Origin of the sequence: Antarcticimicrobium sediminis, assembly GCF_004348975.1 — a bacterium.
Lineage (GTDB): Bacteria > Pseudomonadota > Alphaproteobacteria > Rhodobacterales > Rhodobacteraceae > Antarcticimicrobium > Antarcticimicrobium sediminis.
In genome coordinates this window covers 22,518-45,763 of the sequence record NZ_SMFP01000005.1, presented here as the reverse complement: position 1 = coordinate 45,763, position 23,246 = coordinate 22,518, and the positions used below count along the sequence as shown (strand labels likewise).

Sequence of the window (23,246 nt, the reverse complement as noted above, 5' to 3'; positions counted from 1 at the left end):
CCGGCTAGGGATCAGAGCGTTCGCGCCTGAGCGGCGCGGACGGGACGTGCCGGATCAGGATTTGCGCAGCCGGTCAAAGGCATCCTTCATGCGCAGGCCCAGTTGCTTGGCAGCCTCGCCCACCTCGTCGGCGGATTTGTTGAGCTGTTTTTGCTGAACGAATTTGTCCCAGTCCTTGACCAGATCGTCCCATTCCTCCTCGGCCTCCTTGCCGGCGAGATGCAATTGCAGCTTCAACTCATCGCGGGTCTGCTTCAGCTTGGCGGTAACCTCGTCAAAATCGCTCATATCATCTCTCCCAAAGTGGGGCCGGGGGATTCCGGCGGTTCTATCGCGCGCATGGTGCAGCCGATTGAAAACAATGGCAACGGGGCAGCGCGTCGCCTCTGGATGCCGGCGGCGGCTGCGGCTAGGGTGCGGGCATGAGCATCCTGCCCCCTCGAACCCGGCGTATCCTGCGCGCCCTGCTGCATGCGGCGGCGCGGTTCGGCGACAAGGGCGGCTGGGTGATGAGCAGCCATGTGGCGATGTCGATGATGATGGCGCTGTTTCCCTTTGTCCTTTTCGTGGTGGCGCTGGCGGGGTTCCTGTCGCGCGATGTGCCGGTGGACGATCTGTTCCAGGTCCTTCTCGGGGCTTGGCCGGAGCAGGTCGCGATCCCGATCGAACGTGAACTGCGAGCGGTGCTGACGGCCTCGGAGTCCGGGTTGATGACATTGGGCGGGGTGCTGGCGCTGTATTTCGCATCCAACGGGGTGAACGCGGTGCGGGTGGCGATGGAACGGGCCTATCACGAAACCGATCCGCGCCCGTTCTGGCAAACCCGTTTGCTGAGCCTTGGCCTTGTCGTGGCGGGGGCGGCCTTGGTGCTGGCGGGGCTGGCGGTAGATGTGGTTCTGCCGATCTATACCAATATGCTGCGCGCCGCGGTCCCGGGCGAGGTAAGCGCGTGGTTCGTCGGCGTCGGCGCAAGCTGGCTGTTCGTCGCGCTGATGCCCGTTCTGGGGGTGGTGGCCTGTCACCTGTTGCTGCCCGGTCGGCGCCACCCGTTGCGCCAGATTCTACCCGGCGTCGTGTTGACGCTGGTGCTTTGGGCGCTGGCCGGCTGGGGGTTCTCGATCTATATCGCGCGCTTTGCCGCCTATTCGGCAACCTATGCCGGCTTGGCCGGGGCGATGTCGGCGCTGATCTTTCTGTATCTCAACGCCGCGATCCTGATCCTTGGAGCCGAGTTCAACGGCACCCTGATCGAGGCCGCGCTTGAGGACCCCACAGCGGAAGATCCGGCAGCAAAGGCCGGTTGATCATTTCCACCGGAGTGTCAGATGCCTGCCTTATTGACGGCCCGGTTGCGGCGTAGGTCTGTCTCAGACACAGCCCATTGGACCCGCCGCCATGCCGCTCAACGATACCTCTGACCGTCACGCCCGCCTGTTCGCCCTGATCCATCAGCAGGCGCGGGCCCGACATACCGCGCGGCGCCTGCGTCGACGCTCCAAACAGCCATTGGCCGGACCCGATTCGGAGAGATTGATGAGCTTGGCCGCCCGGTCTTGGCGTTGTCCGGACCAAGCTGGAACGCGCCCCTGATCAGCCGCGAAACCCGGTCGCGACCACGAATTTCTCCGAACTGTCGGAGCGGGAGGCGGGCGGTTTCACATGCATCACCTTGGTGAATTTCTGCTTCAGCAGCTTTTGCAGATCGCCCTCTGCACCGCCCGCCAGAACCTTGGCGACAAAGGTGCCACCCACTTCCAGCACGTCAAACGAAAAATAGGCCGCCGCCTCGCACAGCGCGATGATGCGCAAATGGTCGGTCTGTTTGTGACCGGAGCTGGAGGCGGCCATGTCGGACATCACCACATCGGCCTTGCCGCCAAGCCATTCCTTGACCACCTCATCGGCATCATCTGCCATGAAATCAAGCTGATGGATCTCGGCTCCCGGAAGCGGCTCCACCTCCTGCAGGTCGATCCCAAGAATTCGGCCAACGGCCTTGCCCTGTTTTTCACCCAGCGCATTGACGCGTGGAACCGCCACCTGAATCCAGCCGCCGGGCGCACAGCCCAGATCGACCACCCGTGCACCGGGCACCAGAAAGCGGAACTTGTCATCCACCTCCATGATCTTGAACGCCGCGCGGCCGCGAAAGCCTTCGGCCTGGGCGCGTTTGACATAGGGGTCATTGAGCTGGCGCTGCAGCCAGCGCGTCGAGGACATTTTGCGTCCTCGCGCGGTCTTTACCGTCACCGTCAGGTCGCGCTGTCCGCGTCCTGATGTGTTCTTCCCGGTGGTGTTCTTGGCCATGGTTCTGTTCTCCGCAATCGACCCCCGATACTGGGTCCCGCCGTCCCCGGCAAGGGAAAGGGGGTATCCTTGCTTTTGCGGCCACTGCGGGGGCCGCGTCTTGTGTCACCGGTGCCGCGTCAGAACGGGCCATCCTCCAGCACGCCAGCGGCGCTCATCTGGGCATAAAGCAGCCCCTCACGCAGGCCACGATCGGCGACCGAAAGCCGGTCGGTTGGCCAGCATCGCAGCAGCGCCTGCAGGATCGCGGCCCCCGACATGATCAGCGCCTGACGATCCTCGCCGATGCGCGGATCGCGACGGCGGCCAATCGGACCAAGGTCGAGATAGCCACGGATCACCTTGTCGATCTGATCCGAGGTCATACGCAGCCCGTCCACCTTGGTCCGGTCATAGCGTTTGAGCCCCAGATGGCTGGCCGCAACCGTGGTCACGGTGCCCGAGGTGCCGACGATCTGGAACCCTTCCCGCGCCTGCACGTCCTGATAGGGGGCGAATTCCGAGAGGTTTTCCTCGAAAAACCAGCTCATCAGGGCAAAGCGGGCCGAGTCATCCTCGACATCCGAAAACTGGTCGCGCAACGTCGCCACGCCCAGCGGCACGCTGATCCAATCCACCACCTTGGCGGCGGGAAAGGGGCTTTCGGGCGGATGGAACCCTGCATGCAACCGCATGATCGCCGCTGGCCGGTCGCGGCGCGGGACAGAGGATATGTCGATCCAGACCAGCTCGGTCGAGCCGCCGCCAATATCGACCACCAAAAGCTGTTCGGTCTTGGTCGAGACCAGCGGCGCGCAGGAGATCACGGCAAGCCGCGCTTCCTCCTCCGGTTGGATGATCTCAAGGCTCAGGCCGGTTTCACGCTGGACCTGACGAATGAATTCGCGCGCGTTCTGGGCCCGTCGGCAGGCCTCGGTTGCGACCAGCCGCATCCGCCGCACCTTGTTGCGCTTGATCTTTTGTTGACAGATGCGCAGCGCCTGAATGGTGCGCGCCATCGAGGCACGCGACAAACGCCCGGTCCGCTCCAGCCCGGAGCCGAGCTGAACCGATTTCGAGAAACTGTCCACCACATGAAACCCGCTGCCCTTTGGTTGGGCAATGAGCATGCGGCAACTATTGGTACCCAGATCCAGCGCCGCATACAGCGCATCAGGATCGGGCCGGGACGGCGCAGGGCTTTCGACCGGTTTCGGGAACGCGCCCGCACCTTTGGGACGCTTGGGCGCCATGACAACACGCCCTCCGATTTTGAGTTAATTCAAAGGTATGTCTTTGCTGCCGCCCGTGCAAGGGATCACTGCGCTCATATTGAACTTGAAAAGAATGAGCCGTCGAAAGGCTGGCCAGCAAGGGCGCGATTGCCTAGGCATTGGTCGCGGACGGTGTCGTTTTCGTCGAAAACCGGCGTCGCCGCGCGGCACTCCTGCCGTAGAGAGGTTGTTGAGCAGACGGGGAATCAGACCATGCCGGACATTACCATCGTTTATTGGCGCGACATTCCGGCCCAAGTCATCGTCGGCAAGGGGCGGCGGGGCACCAAACGCCCGCTGGCCGAGCGGTTTGAACAGGCGATTGACCGCGCCGCGATGAAAAGTGGTGCGGCGGGAACGGATGCCTATCTCGCTGAATGGCGCAAGGGTGATCCCTATCGCGTCGAAGGCGAGCCAGCGGAACTGGCCGAGTCCGAGGCGATACGTCTGGAAACCGAATACGATCAGGATCGGATCAAGGCCCTGATCGCGAACAACGGCTGGGCGTGAGCCTGACATCACTCTGGGAGGCCGCTATGGCATTGCTGAACTTCAAAAAACGCGACACGACGGCCCAAGCCCCGGTGAACCGGCAGGTCGAGGCGCTGCTGCAGGGCTATTCGATCGAGGTGATGCCGCGGACCGCCGAAAAGGTCGATGATTTTCGCGATCTTCTGCCCGAAGGCACCCGGGTTTACATCGCCCATATCGACGGCACACCGATCGAGGACATGGTGCGCACCGCCGCCCGTCTGGCCCGCGACGGCTTTGCAGTGATGCCGCATTTCCCCGCCCGGATCATCAAGGACAAGGCAACGCTGGAAAACTGGATCGCCATGTATCAGGGCGAGGCCGGCGTCGATCAGGCGCTGTTGCTGGCCGGGGGCCTTGCACAGCCGCAGGGCGCTTTCGACAGCTCGATGCAACTGATGGAGACCGGGGCCTTTGACAAGGCCGGGTTCAAGCGGTTGCACGTGGCGGGCCATCCCGAAGGCAACCGCGATATCGACCCCGATGGCGGCGACAAGATCGTCTTTGAAGCGCTGCAATGGAAACAGAAATTCAATGAACGCAGCGATGCCGAAATGGCGCTGGCCACCCAGTTCGCCTTTGACGCCAAGCCGATCATCGCCTGGGCCGAGGGGCTCAAGGCGGCGGGGATTGATCTGCCGATCCATATCGGGATCGCCGGGCCAGCCAAATTGCAGACGCTGATCAAGTTCGCCATCGCCTGCGGTGTCGGCCCCTCGCTCAAGGTGCTACAAAAACGGGCAATGGATGTCACCAAGCTGTTGCTGCCCTATGAACCCACGCAGGTGCTGGCAGATCTGGCCGCCCACAAGGCCGCCAATCCGGATTTCAACATCACCAACGTGCATTTCTTTCCGTTGGGCGGTATCAAGACCAACGCCACTTGGGCGATTGAACATGGCGGCAGCTCTGCCGCCCCCGCAAATCAAAGCTGAAAGGCCGTTTAATGACGCGCACTGTAGTCGAAAGCAAAACCAAGACAGCCGTGATCGGTTTTGACGAACCCTTTTGCGTGATCGGCGAACGCATCAACCCCACTGGCCGCAAACAGCTGGCGGCGCAGTTGGAGGCGGGCGATTTCTCGACCGTGGAACGCGATGCCGTGGCGCAGGTCGCCGCCGGGGCCAACATCCTCGATATCAATGCCGGGGTTGTCTACAATTCCAACCCCAACCCGAACGAGACCGAGCCGCCGCTGATGACCAAGATCATCCAGATGGTGCAGGCTCTGGTCGACGTGCCGTTGTGCATCGACAGCTCGGTGCCCGGCGCGCTCGAGGCGGGGCTGGCGGCGGCGCAGGGGCGTCCGCTGTTGAACTCGGTGACCGGTGAAGAGGAACGGATGGAGCTGGTTCTGCCGCTGGTCAAGAAATACAACGTGCCGGTGGTTGCGATCTCCAACGATGACACTGGCATTTCCGAAGACCCGGACGTGCGGTTTGCCGTGGCTAAAAGGATCGTCGAACGCGCTGCCGATTTCGGCATTCCGGCGCATGATATCGTGGTCGACCCGCTGGTGATGCCGATCGGGGCGATGGCCACCGCCGGACAACAGGTCTTTGCCCTGGTGCGTCGGTTGCGCGAAGAGCTGGGTGTGAACACCACCTGCGGCGCCTCCAACGTTTCCTTCGGGCTGCCGAACCGGCACGGGATCAACAACGCCTTTCTGCCGATGGCGATGGGTGCGGGCATGACCAGCGCCATCATGAACCCCTGCGCCTTGCCGATCGGGCCAATCAAGATCGCCGAGAAACGTGCCGAGATCGAGGCCGCCGGGATCATCCTGCCCGAAGGCATGGATGACGAGACCTTCTGCCGGTTGTTCGGCTTGGGCAGTACACAGTTCCAGTCCGGCTCCGAGATGGCAGCCATCCGTGCCGCCAACCTGTTGACCAACAACGATCCCCATGGGGGCGCATGGATCCGGTTCAACAAACCGCCCGCCGCACCCGGGGAAGAAGGAGCAGGCGGTCGCCGTGGCCGCGCTGGCGGACGCCGTCGCCGCGCCTGAGGTTGGCCCCAAGTCTGGCCAAGTCTGGCCCAAGTCTGGGTCGCACGTGCAGAAAGCCGGGCCCTGTACCCGGCTTTTTCATGTCAAGCATGAAGAGATGCTCTTTTTTGATGCTTAACAAAGGATTACTATCGTTACTTCACGCATAAGATGCATGAAAATTTCACGACGATACTCTCCGCAAGGCGTGTTTCGAGCGTGCGCCGACGATAACACTTGACCACATGGGGGGCTTTCGGGTCGGCTGGACGCCATGGACATCCAGCCCGATCCCCGTCGCAGCACCGCCAATGTCATGGCTGTGCGCGCCCCAATCCCGCAGCCCAGCACCGTTGCGGCGGGACCGTACGCGCTGGCGATCCTCAGCAAAGGGCCCGAGGGATGAGCGGCCCGGCGCGCGGATTTCCAACCTCGGAATACCGCGCGCGGGTGGTGCGGGCGCAGGCCCGCATGGCAAAGCTAGGGCTGGCCGCGCTGTTGCTGACAACCGAGGCCGATCTGAGGTATTTCAGCGGTTTTCTCACCCGGTTCTGGGAAAGCCCGACCCGCCCTTGGTTCCTGATCGTGCCTGCCACAGGCGATCCGGTGGCGGTGATTCCGGCGATCGGTGTGGCGTTGATGGCGCGCGGCTGGATCACCGATATCCGCAGTTGGCCCGCCCCCGATCCGGTGGATGACGGGGTTAGCCTGCTGGCCGATACCTTGATCGAACTGGCCGGGCCGGGCGGGCGGGTCGGTGTGCCGATGGGGCTGGAAAGCCACCTGCGCATGCCGCTGGCCGATTGGGGCCGACTAAAAGCGCAGGCGGACGTCGGGTTCACCGATGATGGCGGGATCGTCCGCGGGTTGCGCATGATCAAGTCCGAGGCCGAAATCTTCAAGATCCGCGCCAGTTGCGCCGTGGCCGACCGGGCCTTTGCCCGGGTGCCGGAGATCGCGCGGGCCGGGGTGCCGCTTGACGATCTGTTCCGCCGGTTCCAGTGCCTGTGCCTTGAAGAAGGGGCCGATTGGGTGCCCTATCTGGCGGGTGCGGCTTCACCGGGCGGCTATGGCGACGTGATCTCGCCCGCCGGCCCCGATCCGTTGCGCTTGGGCGATGTGCTGATGCTGGATACCGGCGTAATCCGTGACGGCTATTTCTGTGATTTCGACCGCAATTTCTCGCTCGGGCGCCCCGATAACGCCGTGCGCGCGGCCCATGCCGCCCTGATCGATGCCACGCAGGAGGCCGCATCCCAAGTGCGCCCCGGCCAGACCGCCGGCGATCTGTTCAATGTCTTGCATCGGGCGCTGGCGCAGCACGGCACACCCGGCGCGGGTCGGCTGGGCCATGGGCTGGGTCTGCAACTGACCGAGGGGCTGTCGCTGATCTCCGGCGATCAGACCGTGCTGGCCGCCGGCATGGTGATCACGCTGGAACCGGGGTTGGAACTGGGCCCGGATCACCTCATGGTGCATGAAGAAAATATCGTCATCCGCGCCGGCGGGGCTGAATTTCTGTCCACCCCCGCCGCGCGCGAGATACCCAGTCTGGAGGGGTGAGACATGCAGGTCTTTTCGTTCGATACCGAACCGCGCAGCCGTCCCACGCTTGGTCTTGTCGCGCTTCAGGTCGATGAGCGGATCGAGGCGGATTTCCGACAGCTTTTGCCCGCGTCGGTCGACCTGATGGTGACGCGGATTCCCAGCGGGCGGGATGTGACGCCGCAGACCTTGGCGCAGATGGAAGCCGACCTGCCACAAGCAGCGGCGCTACTGCCCGGCACGGTCGACTTCGACGTGATCGGCTATGGCTGCACCTCGGGCGCCGCGCAAATCGGCCCCGACCGTGTGGCCAGCGGCCTGCGAAATGGCGCGCGCTGCACCCATGTGAGCGAGCCGGTCAGCGCCCTTGTCGCGGCCTGCCGCGCGCTTGGGCTGCATCGGCTGGCTCTGCTGTCGCCCTATGTCGATACCGTCTCGGAGAGGTTGCGGGCGGTGCTGTCGCACCACGGGATCGAAACCCCGGTCTTTGGCAGTTTCAACGAGGCCGAAGAGGCCCGCGTCGCGCGGATCACCCCGGGGTCGGTGGCACGGGCAGCACGCGCGCTGGCCCCGGCCGCGCCAGTCTCGCCAGTCGATGCTTTGTTTCTGTCTTGTACCAATCTCAACACCTTGCCCGTCGTTCCCACGCTGGAGCGCGAAATCGGGCTGCCGGTGCTGTCCAGCAATCTTGTTCTGGCCTGGCATATGCTACGGTTAAGCGGGGCCTCGGGCCTCACGCTGGACTGCGTCCTGACCTCACCCTCGCGAAAGGCTGCCCTCACATGATACAAAGCTCCCCCCCCAATCTGGACAAGGCCGATCTCTCGCTGCGGATCGGGAAAGGGGCCTATGAGGACAGGCTTTGCGCGCTGCAACTCAAGCTCTCGCAGATACAACAGGCCTATCTGCATTCCGGCAACAAGGCGGTGATCGTCTTTGAAGGTTGGGATGCCGCAGGCAAGGGGGGCACGATCCGGCGGCTGTCGCAGGCCTTCGATCCGCGCGGGTTCAAGGTCTGGCCGATTGGGGCCCCGCGCGACTATTACAAGGAGCGCCACTATCTGTTGCGGTTCATGGAGCGGCTGCCGCCCGAGGGCGCGATCTCGGTGTTTGACCGATCGTGGTATGGGCGGGTTTTGGTCGAACGGGTCGAGGCGCTGACGCCGGAATCCCGCTGGCGCGCCGCCTATGATGAGATCAACACCTTTGAACAGATGCTGGCCGATGACGGTGTGCGATTGGTCAAACTGTTCTTTCACATCTCGCCCAAGGAGCAGACCCGGCGGTTTGAAGAGCGGCTACGCAACCCGATGAAACGCTGGAAACTTTCCTATGAGGATTTCCGTAACCGTGCCCATTGGAGCGAAAGCGTGGAAGCCGCGAACGAGATGTTCGAAAAGACCTCGACCGAGCAGGCGCCGTGGCATCTGATTCCGGCCAATCAAAAGAAATACGCCCGCGTGACCGCGATGCAGACCATTCTGGACACCCTGTCACAGGGTGTGGATCTGACCCCGCCTCGGGTCGAGGAACGGCTGCTGAAAGAAGCCGAGGCGCAGCTTGATCTAGAGCCGGATCTTTACGAGGCGCTGCGCAAGGGGCCGCCGCCGGTCAGTCGTTGAACCGCACCGGCAGGGAAAAGCTGTAGAAGGGTTTGTTCAGCCCCTCTGGTGCGGCGGGAAAGCGTTTGGCGCGGCGCACCGCGCGGATTGCGGCGGCATCCAGCTCTGCATTGCCCGAGCTTTGCCGCACCGAGACCGATTGCAATTGCCCCGCGCGGCTGACCTGCAGGCGCAGCACCACGCGCCCGCCTTTGCGCAGCCCGCGCGGCGCCCGTTTGGTGCGTTCGATGCGGTTGGTGATCTGCGCGCCCCATGCGGCAATCAGGCTGTTGCGCTGGCCCGGGCTCAGCGCTGCGCGATCCGATCTGTTGCCGTTTCCCGCCTGCGCTCCACCACCGCGCCCCGCTGCCTGTTGCGATTGCACCGCCGCTGATGCCTGTTGGGCGGGTTTGGGGGGGGCGATCTCACGCGGTTTTGGCGGTGCAGGTGGGGGCGGCGGCAGCTGGCGCGCCTCGGCCAGGTCCGGCGCGCGTGGCGTCACCGGCGCGGGCGGGGCCTCTGGTGTCGGGGCACTGCGTTGACGGGACGAGAGGACCGGCGATGGCGCGGCGATCTCGGGGCGGTCCATCGTCGCGGGGTCCGGTTGCGGCGCGGGCAGGGCGAGTGCATCAGCCATTGGCGGGGTCGGTATCGGGCGTGGCAGCGGGAGTTGCGCGGCATCCGGGGCGCTGGGAGCGGTTGGCCTTTCAGGCTGCGTCGGGACAGGGCGCGTTGGGATCGGTTCCGGCGTGGCCTGCGCCAGGTCAGGCTCTGCGGTCTCCATGGCTGGTGGGATCGGTTGCTCCAGCGTAACCGGCTGCGCCGTTTCAGGCGGGGCGGTCCAAGCGGCGACCATCGCTTCGATCTGCGGCGTGGCCCCTTGCAGGGTGATGCGCCCGTCGCCGCCCGCCCCCTGCGTTTGCGCCCCGGTTCCGGGCAGCGCGGCAAAGGCCAGCACATGCAGCCCCGCCGCGATCAAACCAAACGCCACCTTTTCCGCCAGAGCGCCCGTCACGGCTGCACCGACATCTCGACCCGGGCCAGACCCAGCCCGGCCAACTGCGCCATCAACCGGGCGATGGTGGCAGCGGGCACCTCGGCATCGGCGGCCAGGATCACCGGGCCAGCGGCAGGATCCCGCGCGGCCAGCGCCGCCAGGGCCGCATCACCGCTGATCCCGTCCAAGCGCGCGACGCCGTCCGCCCCGACGAACAGGCGTGTGCCATGATCGACAGGTGCCCCCCCGACCGAAATTGGCGGTGCGACTTCGACCGGGTCGGGCGGCGCGATCTGCGATGTCATCAGGAAGAACACCAGCAGCAGAAACACCACGTTGATCATCGGAACAACCGATTCACGGGGTGGGCTGCGGCGCGGGGGGGCAAGCAGCATCGGTTATTCCACCAGAACAAGGGTGGAATAGCCCACCGCGCGCAACCGGTCGGCGACCGACACCACATCCTGCAACGACGCCCCCGCGCCGCCGCGCAGCACGATGGTATCCTCTGCCGTAGTCATCAAAGGGGCCAGCGCCGCGATCAACGCCTCAAGGGCAATCTCTCGCCCGTTCAGACGCAGCCCGTCAGCACCGATGTCAACCAGACGCGGCGGGCCGGAATAGCTTTCACCGCCGCCGACAAGCGGCAGCGGTATCACCTGTTCGACGCCAAAGCGCGAAGCCAGCATGAAGAAAACCAGCAACAGGAAAACGACGTCGATCATCGGCGTCAGACTGGGGCGCCTGGATCTTCGGGGCGGGGCCAGCTCTTGCATGGTTATTCGGCGGCCCGTGTCAGATCGGCGGCCTCCTCGGGCGGGCGGGCGACAAAGATCCGCGTCACCGCATCCTCGATATCGCGGCGCATGCGGTCGATCACCGCCTCGAACCATGTCAGGGCGGCCGAGGCCGGGATCGCCACGGCCATGCCGGCGGCGGTGGTCAGCAACGCCTCCCATATGCCGCCAGCCAACTGCCCGGGATCGGCGCGCGCCCCGCTGTCCTGCAACGCCTGAAATGCCGCGATCATGCCCAGAACGGTGCCAAGCAGCCCCAGCAGCGGCGCGATGGTGGCGATCAGTTCCAAGGCCCTCAGACCGGTGGCGGCCTCGGCCAGTTCATTGCGGGCCACGCGCAGGGTATCTTCGCGCGCAAGGGCGTCGGGCTTGGTGGCGCGTCCGGTTACGGCGGCGCGCACCACGGTCGAGCGCGGCCCGCCGCCTTGGGCCAGGATCTGCTCGGCCATGGCGCGCTCGCCCCGCTCATAGGCGGCCACCGCGTCGCGCGCATGGCCCTTGCGCCAGGCCCCGGCACGGGCCAGGCCCCAGGTCTTCCACAAAATGATGGCAAGGGTGATGATCGACAGCGCGGAAATCGCCCAGATTACCGGCCCGCCATCGACCAGAAATTGTGGCAACGGGATCGATTCAAGGGCCGTTACGGGGGGCTCAGGGGAAGCGACGGGGGCACCAAACAGCGGCGTGCTTGTCTCTATTGCGCCCTCTTGCGCGACGGCGGGTGTGGCGCAGGCCACCAAACAGAGGCGGGAGATCAAGGTGCGGATCGTGATCATCTGGCAAGCGTCCTGTCTGCTGATGTCGTCGGCGAGGGCGTGGCTGTCTGCCACTCTTTACGATGTGGCGGACAGTCCCGTAAAGGGCGGCGTCGGGACCGGCAGCTGCGTCATGCCATCGCGGAGAGCGAACATGAAAAAGCCCCCGCGTGACGGCGGGGGCAGTTCATCGGAACAGACGTCAATTGCGAAAGGGGATCAGGCCCCCCAGGTCCGCACCACGCCGCAATCCATATGGACGAAGTTCGACCGCGAATAGCGCCCGACACCGCCGCTATGACAAGCCAGCGCCGCCTTGGCTATCTGGTTGACGCTGCGGGAGCCCAGACGCAGGTCGGCGGCCTGACCCTTCATGTGCAGAGAATTCTTGGCGACCCCGCGCGAGCGGCTGCGCAACATCGCGTTGGTCTGCGGGCTGCGATAGCCCGACAGCATCAGATAGGGTTCGCTGACATCAAGCAGGTTATGCGAGGCTGCCATGATATCGAGTGTGCGCAGATCGATCGACTTGATCTGATCCGTGCGCCAGTCGCGCATGAAGTGGTTGATCTCTTTGACCGCGTCCTTGATGTAGTCGCCGTCGATCCAGTAGATCATATCAAGCCGCTCGCCTGTGCGGCCCGAGTACATCTTCAGCTTGCGAATATCACCGCTGCCGCGAAGAAAACCAGCTGCGCTGGAATATGTTGGGGCTGCCACTACTGCGGTTGCCGCGAATGCGCCCAAAAGAAAGCGCCGGGAAATTCCCGATCCGTTCATATCTGCCATTGGTCTGCGTTGTCCCGTACGCTAATTTCGTCCTGCCAGCGCGCAATGTTATGCACACGATTTTTATCCATCCCCAGATGCAGACTGCATGCCATAAGACGATTCGACTGCCAAGCACGGAATATTTCAACCCTGTCATGCACCCGATTTTCGGCAATTTTTTGCGCAAAAGGGGGAATTCCGCCCCAAAATTCCACAATTCGATCCGCGCCATCGCTGGTACAGATGCCGCCACGCCGCACCTGTACCAGAGAATCCCCGATAGAGGACCGATAGAGGAATTGTGAATGGACATTGTACATTGGCGCAGAGACAGTGATGGCGTAACCATTGCAAAGACACATTTTTCCGACGTTATCAGGGACGCCAAAATGACAATGACGATCCGGTTTCCGCTCCGTGCCACGCTGTTCGCGGCCGCCTGCGCACTGGGGCTGACGTTTTCCGTTACTGCCCCCGCACAGGCGCAAGTCACCGCCTTCAAACAGGCGGTTGCTGAGGCTGCAGCGGACGATGACAGCATCGCAGCCTTCTATCGCCAACGCGATTACCAGCCGATCTGGACCGCCGAAGGGGAAATGGCGCGCACCCGGCGCGCGGCGCTGCTCGACGCGCTGTCAGGCGTCTCGGTCCATGGGCTCCCCGAGGCAAGATATGGGGTCGCGGCGCTTAAGGCGCGCATGGCCGCCGTGCGCACCACCCGCGATCTGGGCGAGGTCGAGGTCGCGATGAGCCGCGCTTTTGTCACCTATGCCAAGGACGTGCAGACCGGCTTGCTGACCCCGTCCAAGATTGACGACGGGATCAAGCGCAAGGTGCCGCTGCATGACCGGACCGCCTATCTGACCGAATTCGCTGACAGCGCGCCGCAGGCCTATTTGCGGGCTTTGCCGCCGGTGACGGCCGAATACCGCGCGCTGATGAAAGAAAAGCTGCGCTTTGAACATCTGATCGCCCTCGGCGGCTGGGCCCCCACCGTGCCGGGCAGCAAACTGGAACCGGGCGATACCGGAACCGCAGTGATTGCACTGCGCGACCGTCTGGTTGCGATGGGCTACCTCCAACGCAGCGCGACGCGCACCTATGACAAGCCACTGGAGCAGGCGGTGCGGAAATTCCAACTCGCCCACGGGCTGCTGGCCGATGGCGTCGCTGGCGGCGGCACCCTGAGCGAGATCAACAAACCGGTGCAAGAACGGCTGAAATCGGTGATCGTGGCCATGGAGCGCGAACGCTGGATGAACCGTGATCGCGGCGAGCGCCACATCTGGGTGAACCAGACCGATTTCTCCGCCAAGATCATCGACCATGGCCGCGTCACCTTTGAGACGCGCTCGGTGGTGGGGAAAAACGTGCCGGACCGGCGCAGCCCGGAATTCTCTGACGAGATGGAGCACATGATCATCAACCCGAGCTGGCACATCCCGCGCTCGATCATCGTCAAGGAATACCTGCCCAAGCTGCGCAACAACCCCGGGGCCGCCGGCCATCTGATCATCACCGACAGCCGTGGCCGTCGGGTGAACCGGGCGAATGCCGATTTCTCGCAATATACCGGGAACTCTTTCCCGTTCGACATGCGCCAGCCACCGTCGTCGCGCAACGCGCTGGGTTTGGTGAAATTCATGTTCCCGAACCGTTATAATATCTACCTGCATGACACCCCGCAGAAAAGCCTGTTCAACCGCGAAGTGCGCGCATTCTCCCATGGCTGCATCCGGCTGCAGGAACCGTTCGAGTTCGCCTATGCCCTGCTCGCCGCGCAGAGCGATGATCCGCAGGGCCTGTTCCAGTCGATCCTGAAGACCGGCGTGGAAACCAAGGTCGAACTGGAAACGCCGCTGCCGGTGCACATCATCTATCGCACCGCTTTTACCAACGAGCAGGGCCGGGCAGAGTTCCGCCGCGACGTCTATGGACGCGATGCCAAGATCTGGGATGCGCTCAATCAGGCCGGGGTGGCCCTGGGCACGGTTCAGGGGTAAGCACGGGTCCAAAGTAGATCAGTTCGCAGGACCCGCAATGACCTATACCATCGAAGAGATCGCACGCGCCCTGGGCACCGAAGCCCGGGGCGACGTGTCGTTACAGATCCGTCGCGCCGCCGAACCCGCCAGTGCCGGGCCCGACGATCTGGCCTTGGCGATGTCGCCAAAATACGCCGAAGCGCTCAGCCAGGGACAGGCCCGTGCCGCGATGGTCTGGCCAGATGCGGACTGGCAGGCGTTGGGGCTGCGTGCCGCGATCCTTGCTCCGCGTCCTCGCATGGCGATGGCCGGGCTGACCCGGATGATGGACCCCGGTCAGGGCTATGGCCCCGGCATCCACCCCTCGGCCGTGATCGACCCCAGCGCAGAACTGGGAATCGGCGTCTGCGTCGGCCCGCTGACGGTGATCGGCGCGGGGGCAAAGATCGGCGCGGGGTCGGTGATCGGGCCGCATTGCTATGTGGGCACGGACACGGTGCTGGGCGAGGGGGCCTTTCTGCGCGAAATGGTCAGCATCGGGGCGCGGGTCCATATCGGTGACCGCTTTATCGCGCAGCCGGGCGCACGGATCGGCTCGGACGGGTTTTCCTTTGTCACGCCCGAGGTGTCCGGCGCCGAGAACGTGCGCAAGACGATGGGCGATCAGGGCGGCGCAAAAGCACAAAGCTGGCTGCGGATCCATTCGCTGGGCGCGGTGCGCATCGGCGACGATGTCGAGATCGGGGCGAATGCCACGATCGACAGCGGGACCATCCGTGCCACCGAGATCGGCGATGGCTGCAAGCTGGATAACCAGGTGCATCTGGGCCACAACGTACGCACCGGGCAGGATTGCCTGTTCGCGGGACAGACCGGCATCTCTGGCTCGGTCGATATCGGCAACAATGTCGTGCTGGGCGGTCAGTGCGGCGTCGTCGACAATGTCTTTATCGGCGACGGGGTGATTGCCGCCGGCGGCACCAAGATCCTGTCGAACGCGCCGGCTGGTCGGGTTCTGATGGGTTATCCGGCGGTCAAGATGGAAACCCATACCGAAATCTACAAGGCACAGCGCCGTTTGCCACGCCTCCTGCGCGATGTCGCAGCCCTGAAAAAGGCGGTTTCCAAACTGGGATCGAGCGAGTAAATCAGCCCCAGTACAGCAGATCAGAGGCCCCTATGAGCACTCGCGACAAGGTTATTGCCATCATAGCCGAACAGGCTGTTTTGTCCCCCTCCGACGTGACGCCCGACAGCACGCTGGAGGATCTGGGCATCGACAGTCTGGGGCTGGTCGAGAGCATCTTTGCCATCGAAGAGGAATTCGACATCTCGATCCCCTTCAACGCCAACGATCCCAAGGAAAGCGATTTCGACATCTCCAATGTCGGCGCGATCATCGCCGGGATCGAAAAAATGATTGCCGAGCAATCCTGACACAGCGGGAACGGACCTGATCACATGAAACGCGTTGTCATCACCGGGGCTGGCACGATCAACGCCCTGGGTCACACGGTTCCCGAAACGCTGGAAGCGATGCGCGAAGGACGCTGCGGCATCGGTCAGTTGGAGTTTCGCGACGTCGAACGGCTCGCGATCCAGATCGGCGGGCAGGTCCGCAATTTCGAGGCCGAAGGGCGGTTCAACCGTCAGCAGATGTCTCTTTATGATCGCTTCACCCAATTCACCCTGACCGCCGCCGCAGAGGCGGTCGCACAAGCGGGGTTGGAGTTTCATGGCGAGCTGTCGGCGCGCGCCGGCGTGGTTCTGGGGACTGCCGGCGGCGGAGTCTCGACATGGGATGACAATTACCGCTCTGTCTATGAGGACGGCAAGAACCGGGTACACCCCTTTGTCGTGCCCAAGCTGATGAACAACGCGGCTGCCAGCCACGTCTCGATGCAATACAATCTCAAGGGGCCGTCCTTTACCGTGTCCACCGCCTGTGCGTCGTCCAACCACGCAATGTCGCTGGCGTTCCAACTGGTGCGCTCTGGCGCGGCGCCGGCGATGCTCACCGGGGGCTCGGAATCCATGCTGTGTTTCGGCGGCGTCAAGGCGTGGGAAGGGCTGCGGGTGATGTCCAAGGATGCCTGTCGCCCGTTCAGCGCCAACCGCAATGGCATGGTTCAGGGCGAGGGCGCCGGGGTGTTCGTGTTCGAGGAATATGAACACGCACGCAAGCGCGGCGCCGAGATCCTGTGCGAGGTGGCGGGCTTTGCCATGACCTCTGATGCCTCGGACATCGTGATGCCCTCGAAACAGGGGGCGGCGCGGGCAATGGCGGGCGCGCTGGCCGATGCCGGGATCAATGGCGACGCCGTAGGCTATATCAACGCCCATGGCACCGGCACGGCCGCCAATGACAAGACCGAATGCGCCGCCGTCGCCGATGTGTTCGGACCGCATGCGGATGATTTGATGATCTCCTCCACCAAATCGATGCATGGCCATCTGATTGGCGGCACCGGCGCGGTAGAGCTTTTGGCCTGTATCATGGCGTTGCGTGACGGCGTGATCGCGCCCACCATCGGGTATCAGGAACCGGATCCCGAATGCGCGCTTGACGTGGTGCCGAACGTGGCGCGCGAGGCAAAGGTCGACGTGGCGCTGAGCAACGCCTTTGCCTTTGGCGGGCTCAACGCGGTGCTGGCGCTGCGCCGGGTGTGAGTTCGCGTATCTGACAGCCGAGCAGGCCGCAAAACAAGGTGCCGCAAAACAGGTTGTAGAACGCAAAAACGCCGGACAAACCGTCCGGCGTTTTCATATTTTCGATCTTCCGCGTGTCGCGTGGGATCAGCGGTTCTTGACCACGTCCACCTTGTCATACCCGGCGGTAAAGCCTTGCAGCGACAGCTTCAGCGTCACCAGTTGATCAGGGGCCGGGGCCGGCACCAAGGCCAGCGTTGCTGCGCTCCCGCCCTTGAAGGCGGCGATATCCTCTTTGGTGAGACCGATCTGCGCCACGCAGCCATAGGGATTGCAGAAGGAATATCCGTACCGTTTGCCCGGGGCGCCATCGACCGACAGGGTCAGCTGCGCAGGCAGCAGGGTTTCCAGCGGCACGATCACGGTCGCTCCAGCCACCGCCTGACCCTCGCCCTCGATGCGGAACAACGAGAACTCGGCCATCGGGTTGCCCTTTTCGTCGTTCAGGATCTGCAACAGCGAACAGGGGTCGGTTTCATTTTCAGTCTTTATACAGGCCAGATCCCAGTCGCCGACTTTTTCCTTGGAATAGCGTTCGCCGAGTTGCGGGCTCGCATCGGCGGGCGTTCCCAGATCGAGCTGTTGCTCGCCCGAGGGCTGCTCTGTTCCCGCAGGCTGTTCTGTTGCGGTATCCTGCGCGACCGCGGGGAGGGTCAACGCCGCCAGGGCGATGGCGGAGAAAGTGGTCAGTGTCTTGAACATGTTTATCCCGTTTCCATAATGGCAGGCTGGCGCTGCTTTATCACGGTGCCGGATCGCTGTCAGTGGCCTTTGCTCGTCCCGCGCGGAAATGTTCCGATCCCGGCGTTTTTCCCGCAGCGGGAGACACGAAAAAGGGGGCCGAACCGGCCCCCTTCCGTAATTTTGTTTCTCCCCGTCGGACAGGCCGACTTATTTATAAAGACGAAGTTACGAAAGGGGCTGGATTCGGTCAACAGCAAAGGTGAGAACATTCCCATGCCGCACCATGTTTGCCTGTTTTCTGTGCGTTTTCTCAGAACCCTAAGGCGAAAGGGCCGCGCCAGAACCGCGCGGCCCCTCCGACGAGGAGGGAAATTGCCCCGGGCACCGCGTTGCCGCGCCGGGCAGAAACCACTATTCCAGATAGGTATTAACGAAGTATGGCCAAGATGATTGGGCCCAAAACGGGATGACCCGAGATGAATGACATGGACAACAAGGTCTTTCTGGGCGGTGGTGGCCCGGACTACGGCAGCAAACAGGGGCTGGCGCTGAAATATGCCAACCGCCACGGGCTGATCGCGGGGGCCACCGGCACCGGCAAGACCGTGACGCTGCAAATTCTGGCCGAAGGGTTTTCGAACGCCGGGGTTCCTGTCGTGCTGTCCGACGTCAAGGGGGATCTCTCGGGTCTTGCGAAACCCGGAACCGAGACCTTCAAGCTGCACGATGCCTTCACATCGCGCGCCGAAACGATCGGGTTCGACGGCTATGCTTACGGGGCCAGCCCGGTCACCTTCTGGGATATCTTCGGTGAGCAGGGTCACCCGCTGCGCACCACGGTCGCCGAGATGGGGCCGCTGCTGCTGTCCCGTCTGCTGGACCTGTCCGAGGCGCAGGAGGGCATCCTCAACATCGCGTTCCGGTTGTCGGACGAAGAAGGGTTGCCGCTGCTGGATCTCAAGGATCTGCAGGCGCTGCTGACATGGATCGGCGAGAACCGTGCCACGCTGTCGCTGCGCTATGGCAATGTCTCGGTCTCGTCGGTGGGCGCGATCCAGCGCCGGCTGCTGGTGATCGAAAATCAGGGCGCGGCGCATTTCTTTGGCGAACCGGCACTGGAGCTTGCCGACCTGATGCGCACCGACGCGCAGGGGCGCGGCATGGTCAATATCCTCGCCGCTGACAAGCTGATGGCCTCGCCCGGCCTATACGCCACCTGCCTGCTCTGGCTGCTCAGCGAGTTGTTCGAGGAACTGCCCGAGGTGGGCGATCCCGACAAACCCAAGCTGGTGTTTTTCTTTGACGAGGCGCATCTGCTGTTTGACGATGCCCCAAAGGCGCTGCTCGACAAGGTCGAACAGGTGGCCCGCCTGATCCGGTCCAAGGGGGTGGGGGTCTATTTCGTCAGCCAACATCCATCGGACATCCCCGAGGACATTCTCGGCCAGCTTGGCAACCGCGTTCAACATGCGCTGCGCGCCTTTACCGCGCGCGACCGTAAGAACCTGCGGATGGCTGCCGAGACCTATCGTGAGAATCCAAGGTTTTCGACCGAAGAGGCCATTCGCGACGTCGGCGTCGGCGAGGCGGTCACTTCGATGTTGGAAGCCAAAGGCGCGCCGGGGGTGGTCGAACGCACCTTGATCCGGCCGCCATCGTCGCATCTGGGCCCGATCACGCCACAGGAGCGCACAGCGGTGATGGCGACCTCGGGGTTGGCGGAGAAATACAACACCGCGCTTGACCGCCGATCCGCCTATGAAATCCTTGCCGCCCGCGCGGCCAAAGCTGCACAGGCCGCCGGCGAGGCCGAAGAACAGGCCGAGGCCACCGGCGACCCCATGGCGCGCGAATACAACACGGCGCGGCGCTATTCCGGCAGCCGGGCGGACCGTTCCACTGCAAAACCGCAGCGGCGGCAGACGGACACCTTCGGATCGGCGTTTTCCTCGGCGGTGATCAAGGAACTTAAGGGCACCACCGGACGACGCATCGTGCGCGGCATCCTTGGCAGTTTCTTCAAAGGCCGCTAGGCGATAAAAAACGGCGCCCGTTCAAACGGGCGCCGCATTTTCAGTTTTCCTGCGGCGTTGGGCACACTCGCTATTTTTCGGGGATCAATCCGCGCGGACTGAACCGCAGCACCAGAAGCAGGATCAGCCCCATGGTGAACAGGCGCATATGCGCCGCGCTGTCCAGCATATGCGCCCGCAGCGCACTGTCCTCGGCAAGACCCGAGGTCATCACCTGCATCAGGAACAGCCCGATCGGTTCAACCTGCACCCAAAGCAGCCAGATCAGGAACCCGCCCAGCACGGCGCCCAGATTGTTGCCCGATCCACCGACGATCACCATCACCCAGACCAGGAAGGTAAAGCGCAGCGGCTGATAGCTGCCCGGTGTCAGTTGCCCGTCCAGCGTGGTCATCATGGCGCCAGCGATGCCGCAGATGGCCGAGCCCAGAACAAAGACATGAAGGTGGCGGCGGGTGACATCCTTGCCCATCGCCTCGGCCGCGACCTCATTGTCGCGGATCGCGCGCATCATCCGGCCCCAAGGGCTTTTCAGCGCCATTTGTGCCATCCAAAGCAGCACCAGAAGCACCACCAGAAACAGCACCGAATACCCCAGTTTGACGTAGAGCGTCGAGGCGGTCACCGGGTCAATCCCGAGAGAGACCGCGCGCTCGACGAAACCGGGGTCGTTCTGCAGATCAATCTCAAAGGGCAGGGGGCGCGGCAGGCCAACCACGTTCTTGACCCCGCGCGCCAGCCAATCCTCGTTCTTCATCACCGCGATGATGATCTCGGCAATGCCCAGCGTCGCAATCGCCAGATAGTCCGAGCGCAGCCCCAGAGCGGTCTTGCCGATCAGCCAGGCGGCACCAGCGGCCAGCAGCCCGCCCGCCGGCCAGGCCAGCAACACCGGCAGACCCAGCCCGCCAAGAAATCCGCTTGCGGCCGCGTTCACCTGTTCCACGGCGTCAACGCCGGGATCAAACACCCCGCGATACAGAAAGAATCCGCCGATCAGGACCGCGATCATCACCGCCACGCGCAAACGGCCGGCGGGCATCCGTGTATTGACCAGAACCGCCGCCACGACCGTGGCCGCCCCCAGCAGCAGGCCCAGCACGATGCGCATCCCACCGGCCGCCCAGGCTTCGGTCACCGGCGGCTCGGACACCAGCACCACCGCCAGTCCGCCAAGGGCGACAAAGCCCATGACGCCGACATTGAACAGACCGGCAAACCCCCATTGCAGGTTGACCCCGATCGCCATGATGGCAGAGATCAGCCCCATGTTCAGGATCAACAGGGCAGAGTTCCAGCTTTGCATGACACCGGTCAGCAGGATCAGCGCCCCGACCAGCGCAAACAGCAGCGTGTTCTTGAGTGTGGTGCTCATACGGATTTCCCCCGGAACAGGCCCGTGGGCCGGAACAGCAGCACGATCAGCAGGATCACGAAACTGACCGCGAATTTGTAATCGGTGCTCAGCAGCTGGACGAGCCCCGATGGCTCCAGCGCATCAGGCAGCAGATAGACCAGAACCTTTTTCCACGCATAGGTGATCGTCACCTCGGAAAAGGCGATGACGAAACCGCCGGCGATGGCGCCCAGCGGGCTGCCCAAGCCGCCGACGATGGCCGCGGCAAAGATCGGCAGCAGAAGCTGAAAATAGACAAAGGGTTTGAAGCTTTTGTCGAGGCCGTAGAGCGTACCCGCCACGGTTGCCAGTGCCGCCACGATCAGCCAAGTATACATGACCACCCGTTCGGGGTTGATGCCCGACAGCAGCGCCAGATCCTCGTTGTCGGAATAGGCGCGCATCGATTTTCCGGTGCGGGTGCGGTTGAGGAACCAGAACAACAGCACCACCGCGACCACAGCCACCACCACGGTGATGCCCTGCGTGGTCTTGATGGCGAGCCCCTCGCTCAACCCCGTCATTTCCTTGAAGTCGCGGGCCGAAATGATGAAGCGTTCACCATCGGCAAAACGCTGATCGTCCGGCCCGATGATAAAGCGGACAACGCCGTTCAGGATGAACATCACCCCCATCGACACGATCACCAGGATCACCGGTTTGGCCTTTTGTTCGCGATAGAACCGATAGACGGCCCGGTCGGTGATCAGCACCAGCGCCATACAGCCCAGAATGCCGAAGGGCAGCGCCAGCAGCGCCGTGGGCAGGGGGCCAAAGCTGATCCCCATCGACTGGAACCACCAGGTCACCAGAACCGTGACCATGGAGCCAAAGGCCATGGTGTCGCCATGGGCAAAGTTGGAAAACCGCAGGATGCCATAGATCAGCGTCACCCCCAGCGCCCCCAGCGCCAGTTGCGAGCCATAGGCGATGGCGGGGATCAGAACGAAATTGGACAGCGCCACGATGGCGTTCAGGAAATCCATCTGCTCACCCTCCCAAAAACGACTTGCGCACGTCGGGATCGGCCAAAAGCTGTTTCCCGGTGCCGGTATAGGCATTGGCACCCTGCACCAGAACATAGCCGCGATCGGCAATCTCAAGCGCTTGGCGGGCATTCTGTTCGACCATCAGGATCGGGATCCCGGTGCGCGAGACTTCGATGATCCGGTCGAACAGCTCGTCCATCACGATGGGGCTGACTCCGGCGGTCGGTTCATCCAGCATCAAGACCTTGGGCTGGGTCATCAGCGCGCGCCCCACCGCCACCTGTTGACGCTGGCCGCCCGACAGTTCTCCGGCAGCCTGACGGCGCTTGTCCTTGAGGATCGGGAACAGGTCATAGATCTGGGCAAGCGTCTCGCGGAAATCATCGCGGCGGATAAACGCCCCCATTTCCAGATTTTCCTCAACCGTCAACGAGGTAAAGATGTTGTTGTTCTGCGGCACAAACCCCATGCCCCGAACCACCCGGTCTTGCGGGCTGAGGTTGGTGATATCCTCACCATCCAGCCGGACCGAGCCCTGACGCAAATCCAACATGCCGAAAACCGCCTTCATCGCGGTGGATTTCCCGGCGCCGTTGGGCCCCACGATCACCGCAATTTCACCCGGGTTCACCGAAAGGGTGCAATCGTGCAGGATGTCTGGCCCCTTGCCATAGCCGCCGGTCATGCTGTCGCCGACCAGAAAGGCCTCGGCCGTGTCCATCGGGTGCCCGGTGCCGGGATGCGGGTCGAACTCGCCCTTGCCCACCGTATTGGTGATGGTCGCGTCCTTGTTGCTGCGGTTTTCATAGCCGCCGCTCATCGGGACACCCTGAGGTTCGGTTGTCTGATCATGCTAACCCCCATCGGAACGCTGTTTTCACGTTCTCTTTTCGGTTCTTCCGG

The 23,246-nt window shown here is 63.3% G+C and carries 24 protein-coding genes; 12 read left to right on the top strand and 12 right to left on the bottom strand.

All coding sequences use genetic code 11. The features are described from left to right. Positions 1-54: 54 nt before the first annotated feature. On the bottom strand, positions 55-288 hold the full coding sequence (locus E1B25_RS09230) for a hypothetical protein (protein ID WP_132828645.1): 234 nt from the start codon (positions 286-288) through the stop codon (positions 55-57). A 134-nt stretch (positions 289-422) separates the two neighbouring features. On the opposite strand from E1B25_RS09230, the gene E1B25_RS09225 reads away from it, so the two are divergent. Further along, positions 423-1,304, top strand: a complete 882-nt coding sequence (locus E1B25_RS09225) for a YihY/virulence factor BrkB family protein (RefSeq protein ID WP_132828643.1) — start codon at positions 423-425, stop codon at positions 1,302-1,304. A gap of 286 nt (positions 1,305-1,590) precedes the next feature. Here E1B25_RS09225 and E1B25_RS09220 read toward each other — a convergent pair whose 3' ends face one another. Continuing rightward, on the bottom strand, positions 1,591-2,307 hold the full coding sequence (locus E1B25_RS09220; RefSeq protein WP_132828641.1) for an RlmE family RNA methyltransferase: 717 nt from the start codon (positions 2,305-2,307) through the stop codon (positions 1,591-1,593). 119 nt (positions 2,308-2,426) lie between these two features. Beyond that, positions 2,427-3,539: a Ppx/GppA phosphatase family protein gene (locus E1B25_RS09215; RefSeq protein ID WP_132828639.1), complete on the bottom strand. Its 1,113-nt coding sequence runs from the start codon at positions 3,537-3,539 to the stop codon at positions 2,427-2,429. 234 nt (positions 3,540-3,773) lie between these two features. Here E1B25_RS09215 and E1B25_RS09210 point away from each other — a divergent pair, with 234 nt between their 5' ends. The 6 genes from E1B25_RS09210 (at position 3,774) to E1B25_RS09185 (ending at position 9,248) form a co-directional block, all read left to right on the top strand. Then, positions 3,774-4,070, top strand: a complete 297-nt coding sequence (locus tag E1B25_RS09210; RefSeq protein ID WP_132828637.1) for a virulence factor — start codon at positions 3,774-3,776, stop codon at positions 4,068-4,070. 26 nt (positions 4,071-4,096) lie between these two features. Then, entirely contained in the window at positions 4,097-5,026 is a 930-nt protein-coding gene (locus E1B25_RS09205) for a methylenetetrahydrofolate reductase (RefSeq protein ID WP_132828990.1), read from the top strand. Positions 5,027-5,037: 11 nt separating this feature from the next. Continuing rightward, on the top strand, positions 5,038-6,102 hold the full coding sequence (locus E1B25_RS09200; RefSeq protein ID WP_132828636.1) for a dihydropteroate synthase: 1,065 nt from the start codon (positions 5,038-5,040) through the stop codon (positions 6,100-6,102). Between the two features lie 381 nt (positions 6,103-6,483). After that, positions 6,484-7,644 carry a M24 family metallopeptidase gene (locus E1B25_RS09195; protein WP_132828634.1) on the top strand — a complete coding sequence of 387 codons (1,161 nt, stop codon included), beginning with the start codon at positions 6,484-6,486 and terminating at the stop codon, positions 7,642-7,644. Positions 7,645-7,647: 3 nt separating this feature from the next. Further along, the gene (locus E1B25_RS09190; protein WP_132828632.1) at positions 7,648-8,412 is read left to right on the top strand and encodes a maleate cis-trans isomerase family protein; all 765 of its coding nucleotides are present in this window, start codon (positions 7,648-7,650) and stop codon (positions 8,410-8,412) included. Further along, entirely contained in the window at positions 8,409-9,248 is an 840-nt protein-coding gene (locus E1B25_RS09185) for a polyphosphate kinase 2 family protein (RefSeq protein WP_132828630.1), read from the top strand. Before E1B25_RS09190 ends, E1B25_RS09185 begins: the two co-directional genes overlap by 4 nt. Here the strand turns inward: E1B25_RS09185 and E1B25_RS09180 are convergent. The 5 genes from E1B25_RS09180 to mepK all read right to left on the bottom strand — a co-directional run bounded on the left by E1B25_RS09180 (position 9,238) and on the right by mepK (position 12,565). Then, on the bottom strand, positions 9,238-10,242 hold the full coding sequence (locus E1B25_RS09180; protein ID WP_132828629.1) for an energy transducer TonB family protein: 1,005 nt from the start codon (positions 10,240-10,242) through the stop codon (positions 9,238-9,240). The genes E1B25_RS09185 and E1B25_RS09180 overlap by 11 nt on opposite strands. Then, entirely contained in the window at positions 10,239-10,619 is a 381-nt protein-coding gene (locus E1B25_RS09175; RefSeq protein WP_132828627.1) for a biopolymer transporter ExbD, read from the bottom strand. The genes E1B25_RS09180 and E1B25_RS09175 overlap by 4 nt, the downstream gene beginning before the upstream one ends. A gap of 3 nt (positions 10,620-10,622) precedes the next feature. After that, entirely contained in the window at positions 10,623-11,000 is a 378-nt protein-coding gene (locus tag E1B25_RS09170; RefSeq protein ID WP_132828625.1) for an ExbD/TolR family protein, read from the bottom strand. 2 nt (positions 11,001-11,002) lie between these two features. Further along, a complete protein-coding gene (locus E1B25_RS09165) occupies positions 11,003-11,641 on the bottom strand; it encodes a MotA/TolQ/ExbB proton channel family protein (protein ID WP_245510668.1) in 639 nt (212 codons plus the stop codon). Between the two features lie 354 nt (positions 11,642-11,995). Continuing rightward, positions 11,996-12,565: a peptidoglycan L,D-endopeptidase MepK gene (mepK, locus tag E1B25_RS09160; protein WP_132828621.1), complete on the bottom strand. Its 570-nt coding sequence runs from the start codon at positions 12,563-12,565 to the stop codon at positions 11,996-11,998. A gap of 371 nt (positions 12,566-12,936) precedes the next feature. Between mepK and E1B25_RS09150 the strand changes: the two genes are divergently transcribed. Genes E1B25_RS09150 through E1B25_RS09135 form a run of 4 tightly spaced genes read left to right on the top strand, consistent with a single transcriptional unit; the run spans position 12,937 to position 17,202 of the window. Next, positions 12,937-14,550: a L,D-transpeptidase family protein gene (locus E1B25_RS09150; protein ID WP_132828617.1), complete on the top strand. Its 1,614-nt coding sequence runs from the start codon at positions 12,937-12,939 to the stop codon at positions 14,548-14,550. A 37-nt stretch (positions 14,551-14,587) separates the two neighbouring features. Continuing rightward, positions 14,588-15,679 carry a UDP-3-O-(3-hydroxymyristoyl)glucosamine N-acyltransferase gene (gene lpxD, locus E1B25_RS09145; RefSeq protein WP_132828615.1) on the top strand — a complete coding sequence of 364 codons (1,092 nt, stop codon included), beginning with the start codon at positions 14,588-14,590 and terminating at the stop codon, positions 15,677-15,679. A gap of 32 nt (positions 15,680-15,711) precedes the next feature. Further along, positions 15,712-15,969 carry an acyl carrier protein gene (locus E1B25_RS09140; protein WP_132828613.1) on the top strand — a complete coding sequence of 86 codons (258 nt, stop codon included), beginning with the start codon at positions 15,712-15,714 and terminating at the stop codon, positions 15,967-15,969. 24 nt (positions 15,970-15,993) lie between these two features. Beyond that, a complete protein-coding gene (locus E1B25_RS09135) occupies positions 15,994-17,202 on the top strand; it encodes a beta-ketoacyl-[acyl-carrier-protein] synthase family protein (RefSeq protein WP_132828611.1) in 1,209 nt (402 codons plus the stop codon). A gap of 126 nt (positions 17,203-17,328) precedes the next feature. On the opposite strand, the gene E1B25_RS09130 is transcribed toward E1B25_RS09135, so the two are convergent. Further along, positions 17,329-17,943, bottom strand: coding sequence for an invasion associated locus B family protein (locus tag E1B25_RS09130; protein WP_132828609.1), 615 nt, complete (start codon positions 17,941-17,943; stop codon positions 17,329-17,331). A gap of 467 nt (positions 17,944-18,410) precedes the next feature. Here E1B25_RS09130 and E1B25_RS09125 point away from each other — a divergent pair, with 467 nt between their 5' ends. After that, positions 18,411-19,958: a helicase HerA-like domain-containing protein gene (locus tag E1B25_RS09125; RefSeq protein ID WP_132828988.1), complete on the top strand. Its 1,548-nt coding sequence runs from the start codon at positions 18,411-18,413 to the stop codon at positions 19,956-19,958. A gap of 70 nt (positions 19,959-20,028) precedes the next feature. Here the strand turns inward: E1B25_RS09125 and E1B25_RS09120 are convergent, their stop codons facing one another. From E1B25_RS09120 to E1B25_RS09110, 3 genes are read right to left on the bottom strand one after another with little or no spacing between them, the layout of a single operon-like run. Next, positions 20,029-21,333 (bottom strand): branched-chain amino acid ABC transporter permease, encoded by a 1,305-nt coding sequence (locus E1B25_RS09120; RefSeq protein ID WP_132828608.1) that lies wholly within the window; start codon positions 21,331-21,333, stop codon positions 20,029-20,031. Then, on the bottom strand, positions 21,330-22,340 hold the full coding sequence (locus E1B25_RS09115) for a branched-chain amino acid ABC transporter permease (protein ID WP_132828606.1): 1,011 nt from the start codon (positions 22,338-22,340) through the stop codon (positions 21,330-21,332). Before E1B25_RS09115 ends, E1B25_RS09120 begins: the two co-directional genes overlap by 4 nt. Positions 22,341-22,344: 4 nt before the next feature. Continuing rightward, complete coding sequence (locus E1B25_RS09110; protein WP_132828604.1) at positions 22,345-23,163, bottom strand: ABC transporter ATP-binding protein; 819 nt, start codon at positions 23,161-23,163, stop codon at positions 22,345-22,347. Positions 23,164-23,246: the final 83 nt, after the last annotated feature.

Bases quoted from the DNA above. Each gene is read 5' to 3' on its own strand.
- E1B25_RS09230 (WP_132828645.1), bottom strand. From the start codon at position 288: ATGAGCGATTTTGACGAGGTTACCGCCAAGCTGAAGCAGACCCGCGAT.
- E1B25_RS09225 (WP_132828643.1), top strand. From the start codon at position 423: ATGAGCATCCTGCCCCCTCGAACCCGGCGTATCCTGCGCGCCCTGCTG.
- E1B25_RS09220 (WP_132828641.1), bottom strand. From the start codon at position 2,307: ATGGCCAAGAACACCACCGGGAAGAACACATCAGGACGCGGACAGCGC.
- E1B25_RS09215 (WP_132828639.1), bottom strand. From the start codon at position 3,539: ATGGCGCCCAAGCGTCCCAAAGGTGCGGGCGCGTTCCCGAAACCGGTC.
- E1B25_RS09210 (WP_132828637.1), top strand. From the start codon at position 3,774: ATGCCGGACATTACCATCGTTTATTGGCGCGACATTCCGGCCCAAGTC.
- E1B25_RS09205 (WP_132828990.1), top strand. From the start codon at position 4,097: ATGGCATTGCTGAACTTCAAAAAACGCGACACGACGGCCCAAGCCCCG.
- E1B25_RS09200 (WP_132828636.1), top strand. From the start codon at position 5,038: ATGACGCGCACTGTAGTCGAAAGCAAAACCAAGACAGCCGTGATCGGT.
- E1B25_RS09195 (WP_132828634.1), top strand. From the start codon at position 6,484: ATGAGCGGCCCGGCGCGCGGATTTCCAACCTCGGAATACCGCGCGCGG.
- E1B25_RS09190 (WP_132828632.1), top strand. From the start codon at position 7,648: ATGCAGGTCTTTTCGTTCGATACCGAACCGCGCAGCCGTCCCACGCTT.
- E1B25_RS09185 (WP_132828630.1), top strand. From the start codon at position 8,409: ATGATACAAAGCTCCCCCCCCAATCTGGACAAGGCCGATCTCTCGCTG.
- E1B25_RS09175 (WP_132828627.1), bottom strand. From the start codon at position 10,619: ATGCTGCTTGCCCCCCCGCGCCGCAGCCCACCCCGTGAATCGGTTGTT.
- E1B25_RS09170 (WP_132828625.1), bottom strand. From the start codon at position 11,000: ATGCAAGAGCTGGCCCCGCCCCGAAGATCCAGGCGCCCCAGTCTGACG.
- mepK (WP_132828621.1), bottom strand. From the start codon at position 12,565: ATGGCAGATATGAACGGATCGGGAATTTCCCGGCGCTTTCTTTTGGGC.
- E1B25_RS09150 (WP_132828617.1), top strand. From the start codon at position 12,937: ATGACAATGACGATCCGGTTTCCGCTCCGTGCCACGCTGTTCGCGGCC.
- lpxD (WP_132828615.1), top strand. From the start codon at position 14,588: ATGACCTATACCATCGAAGAGATCGCACGCGCCCTGGGCACCGAAGCC.
- E1B25_RS09140 (WP_132828613.1), top strand. From the start codon at position 15,712: ATGAGCACTCGCGACAAGGTTATTGCCATCATAGCCGAACAGGCTGTT.
- E1B25_RS09135 (WP_132828611.1), top strand. From the start codon at position 15,994: ATGAAACGCGTTGTCATCACCGGGGCTGGCACGATCAACGCCCTGGGT.
- E1B25_RS09130 (WP_132828609.1), bottom strand. From the start codon at position 17,943: ATGTTCAAGACACTGACCACTTTCTCCGCCATCGCCCTGGCGGCGTTG.
- E1B25_RS09125 (WP_132828988.1), top strand. From the start codon at position 18,411: ATGGACAACAAGGTCTTTCTGGGCGGTGGTGGCCCGGACTACGGCAGC.
- E1B25_RS09120 (WP_132828608.1), bottom strand. From the start codon at position 21,333: ATGAGCACCACACTCAAGAACACGCTGCTGTTTGCGCTGGTCGGGGCG.
- E1B25_RS09115 (WP_132828606.1), bottom strand. From the start codon at position 22,340: ATGGATTTCCTGAACGCCATCGTGGCGCTGTCCAATTTCGTTCTGATC.
- E1B25_RS09110 (WP_132828604.1), bottom strand. From the start codon at position 23,163: ATGAGCGGCGGCTATGAAAACCGCAGCAACAAGGACGCGACCATCACC.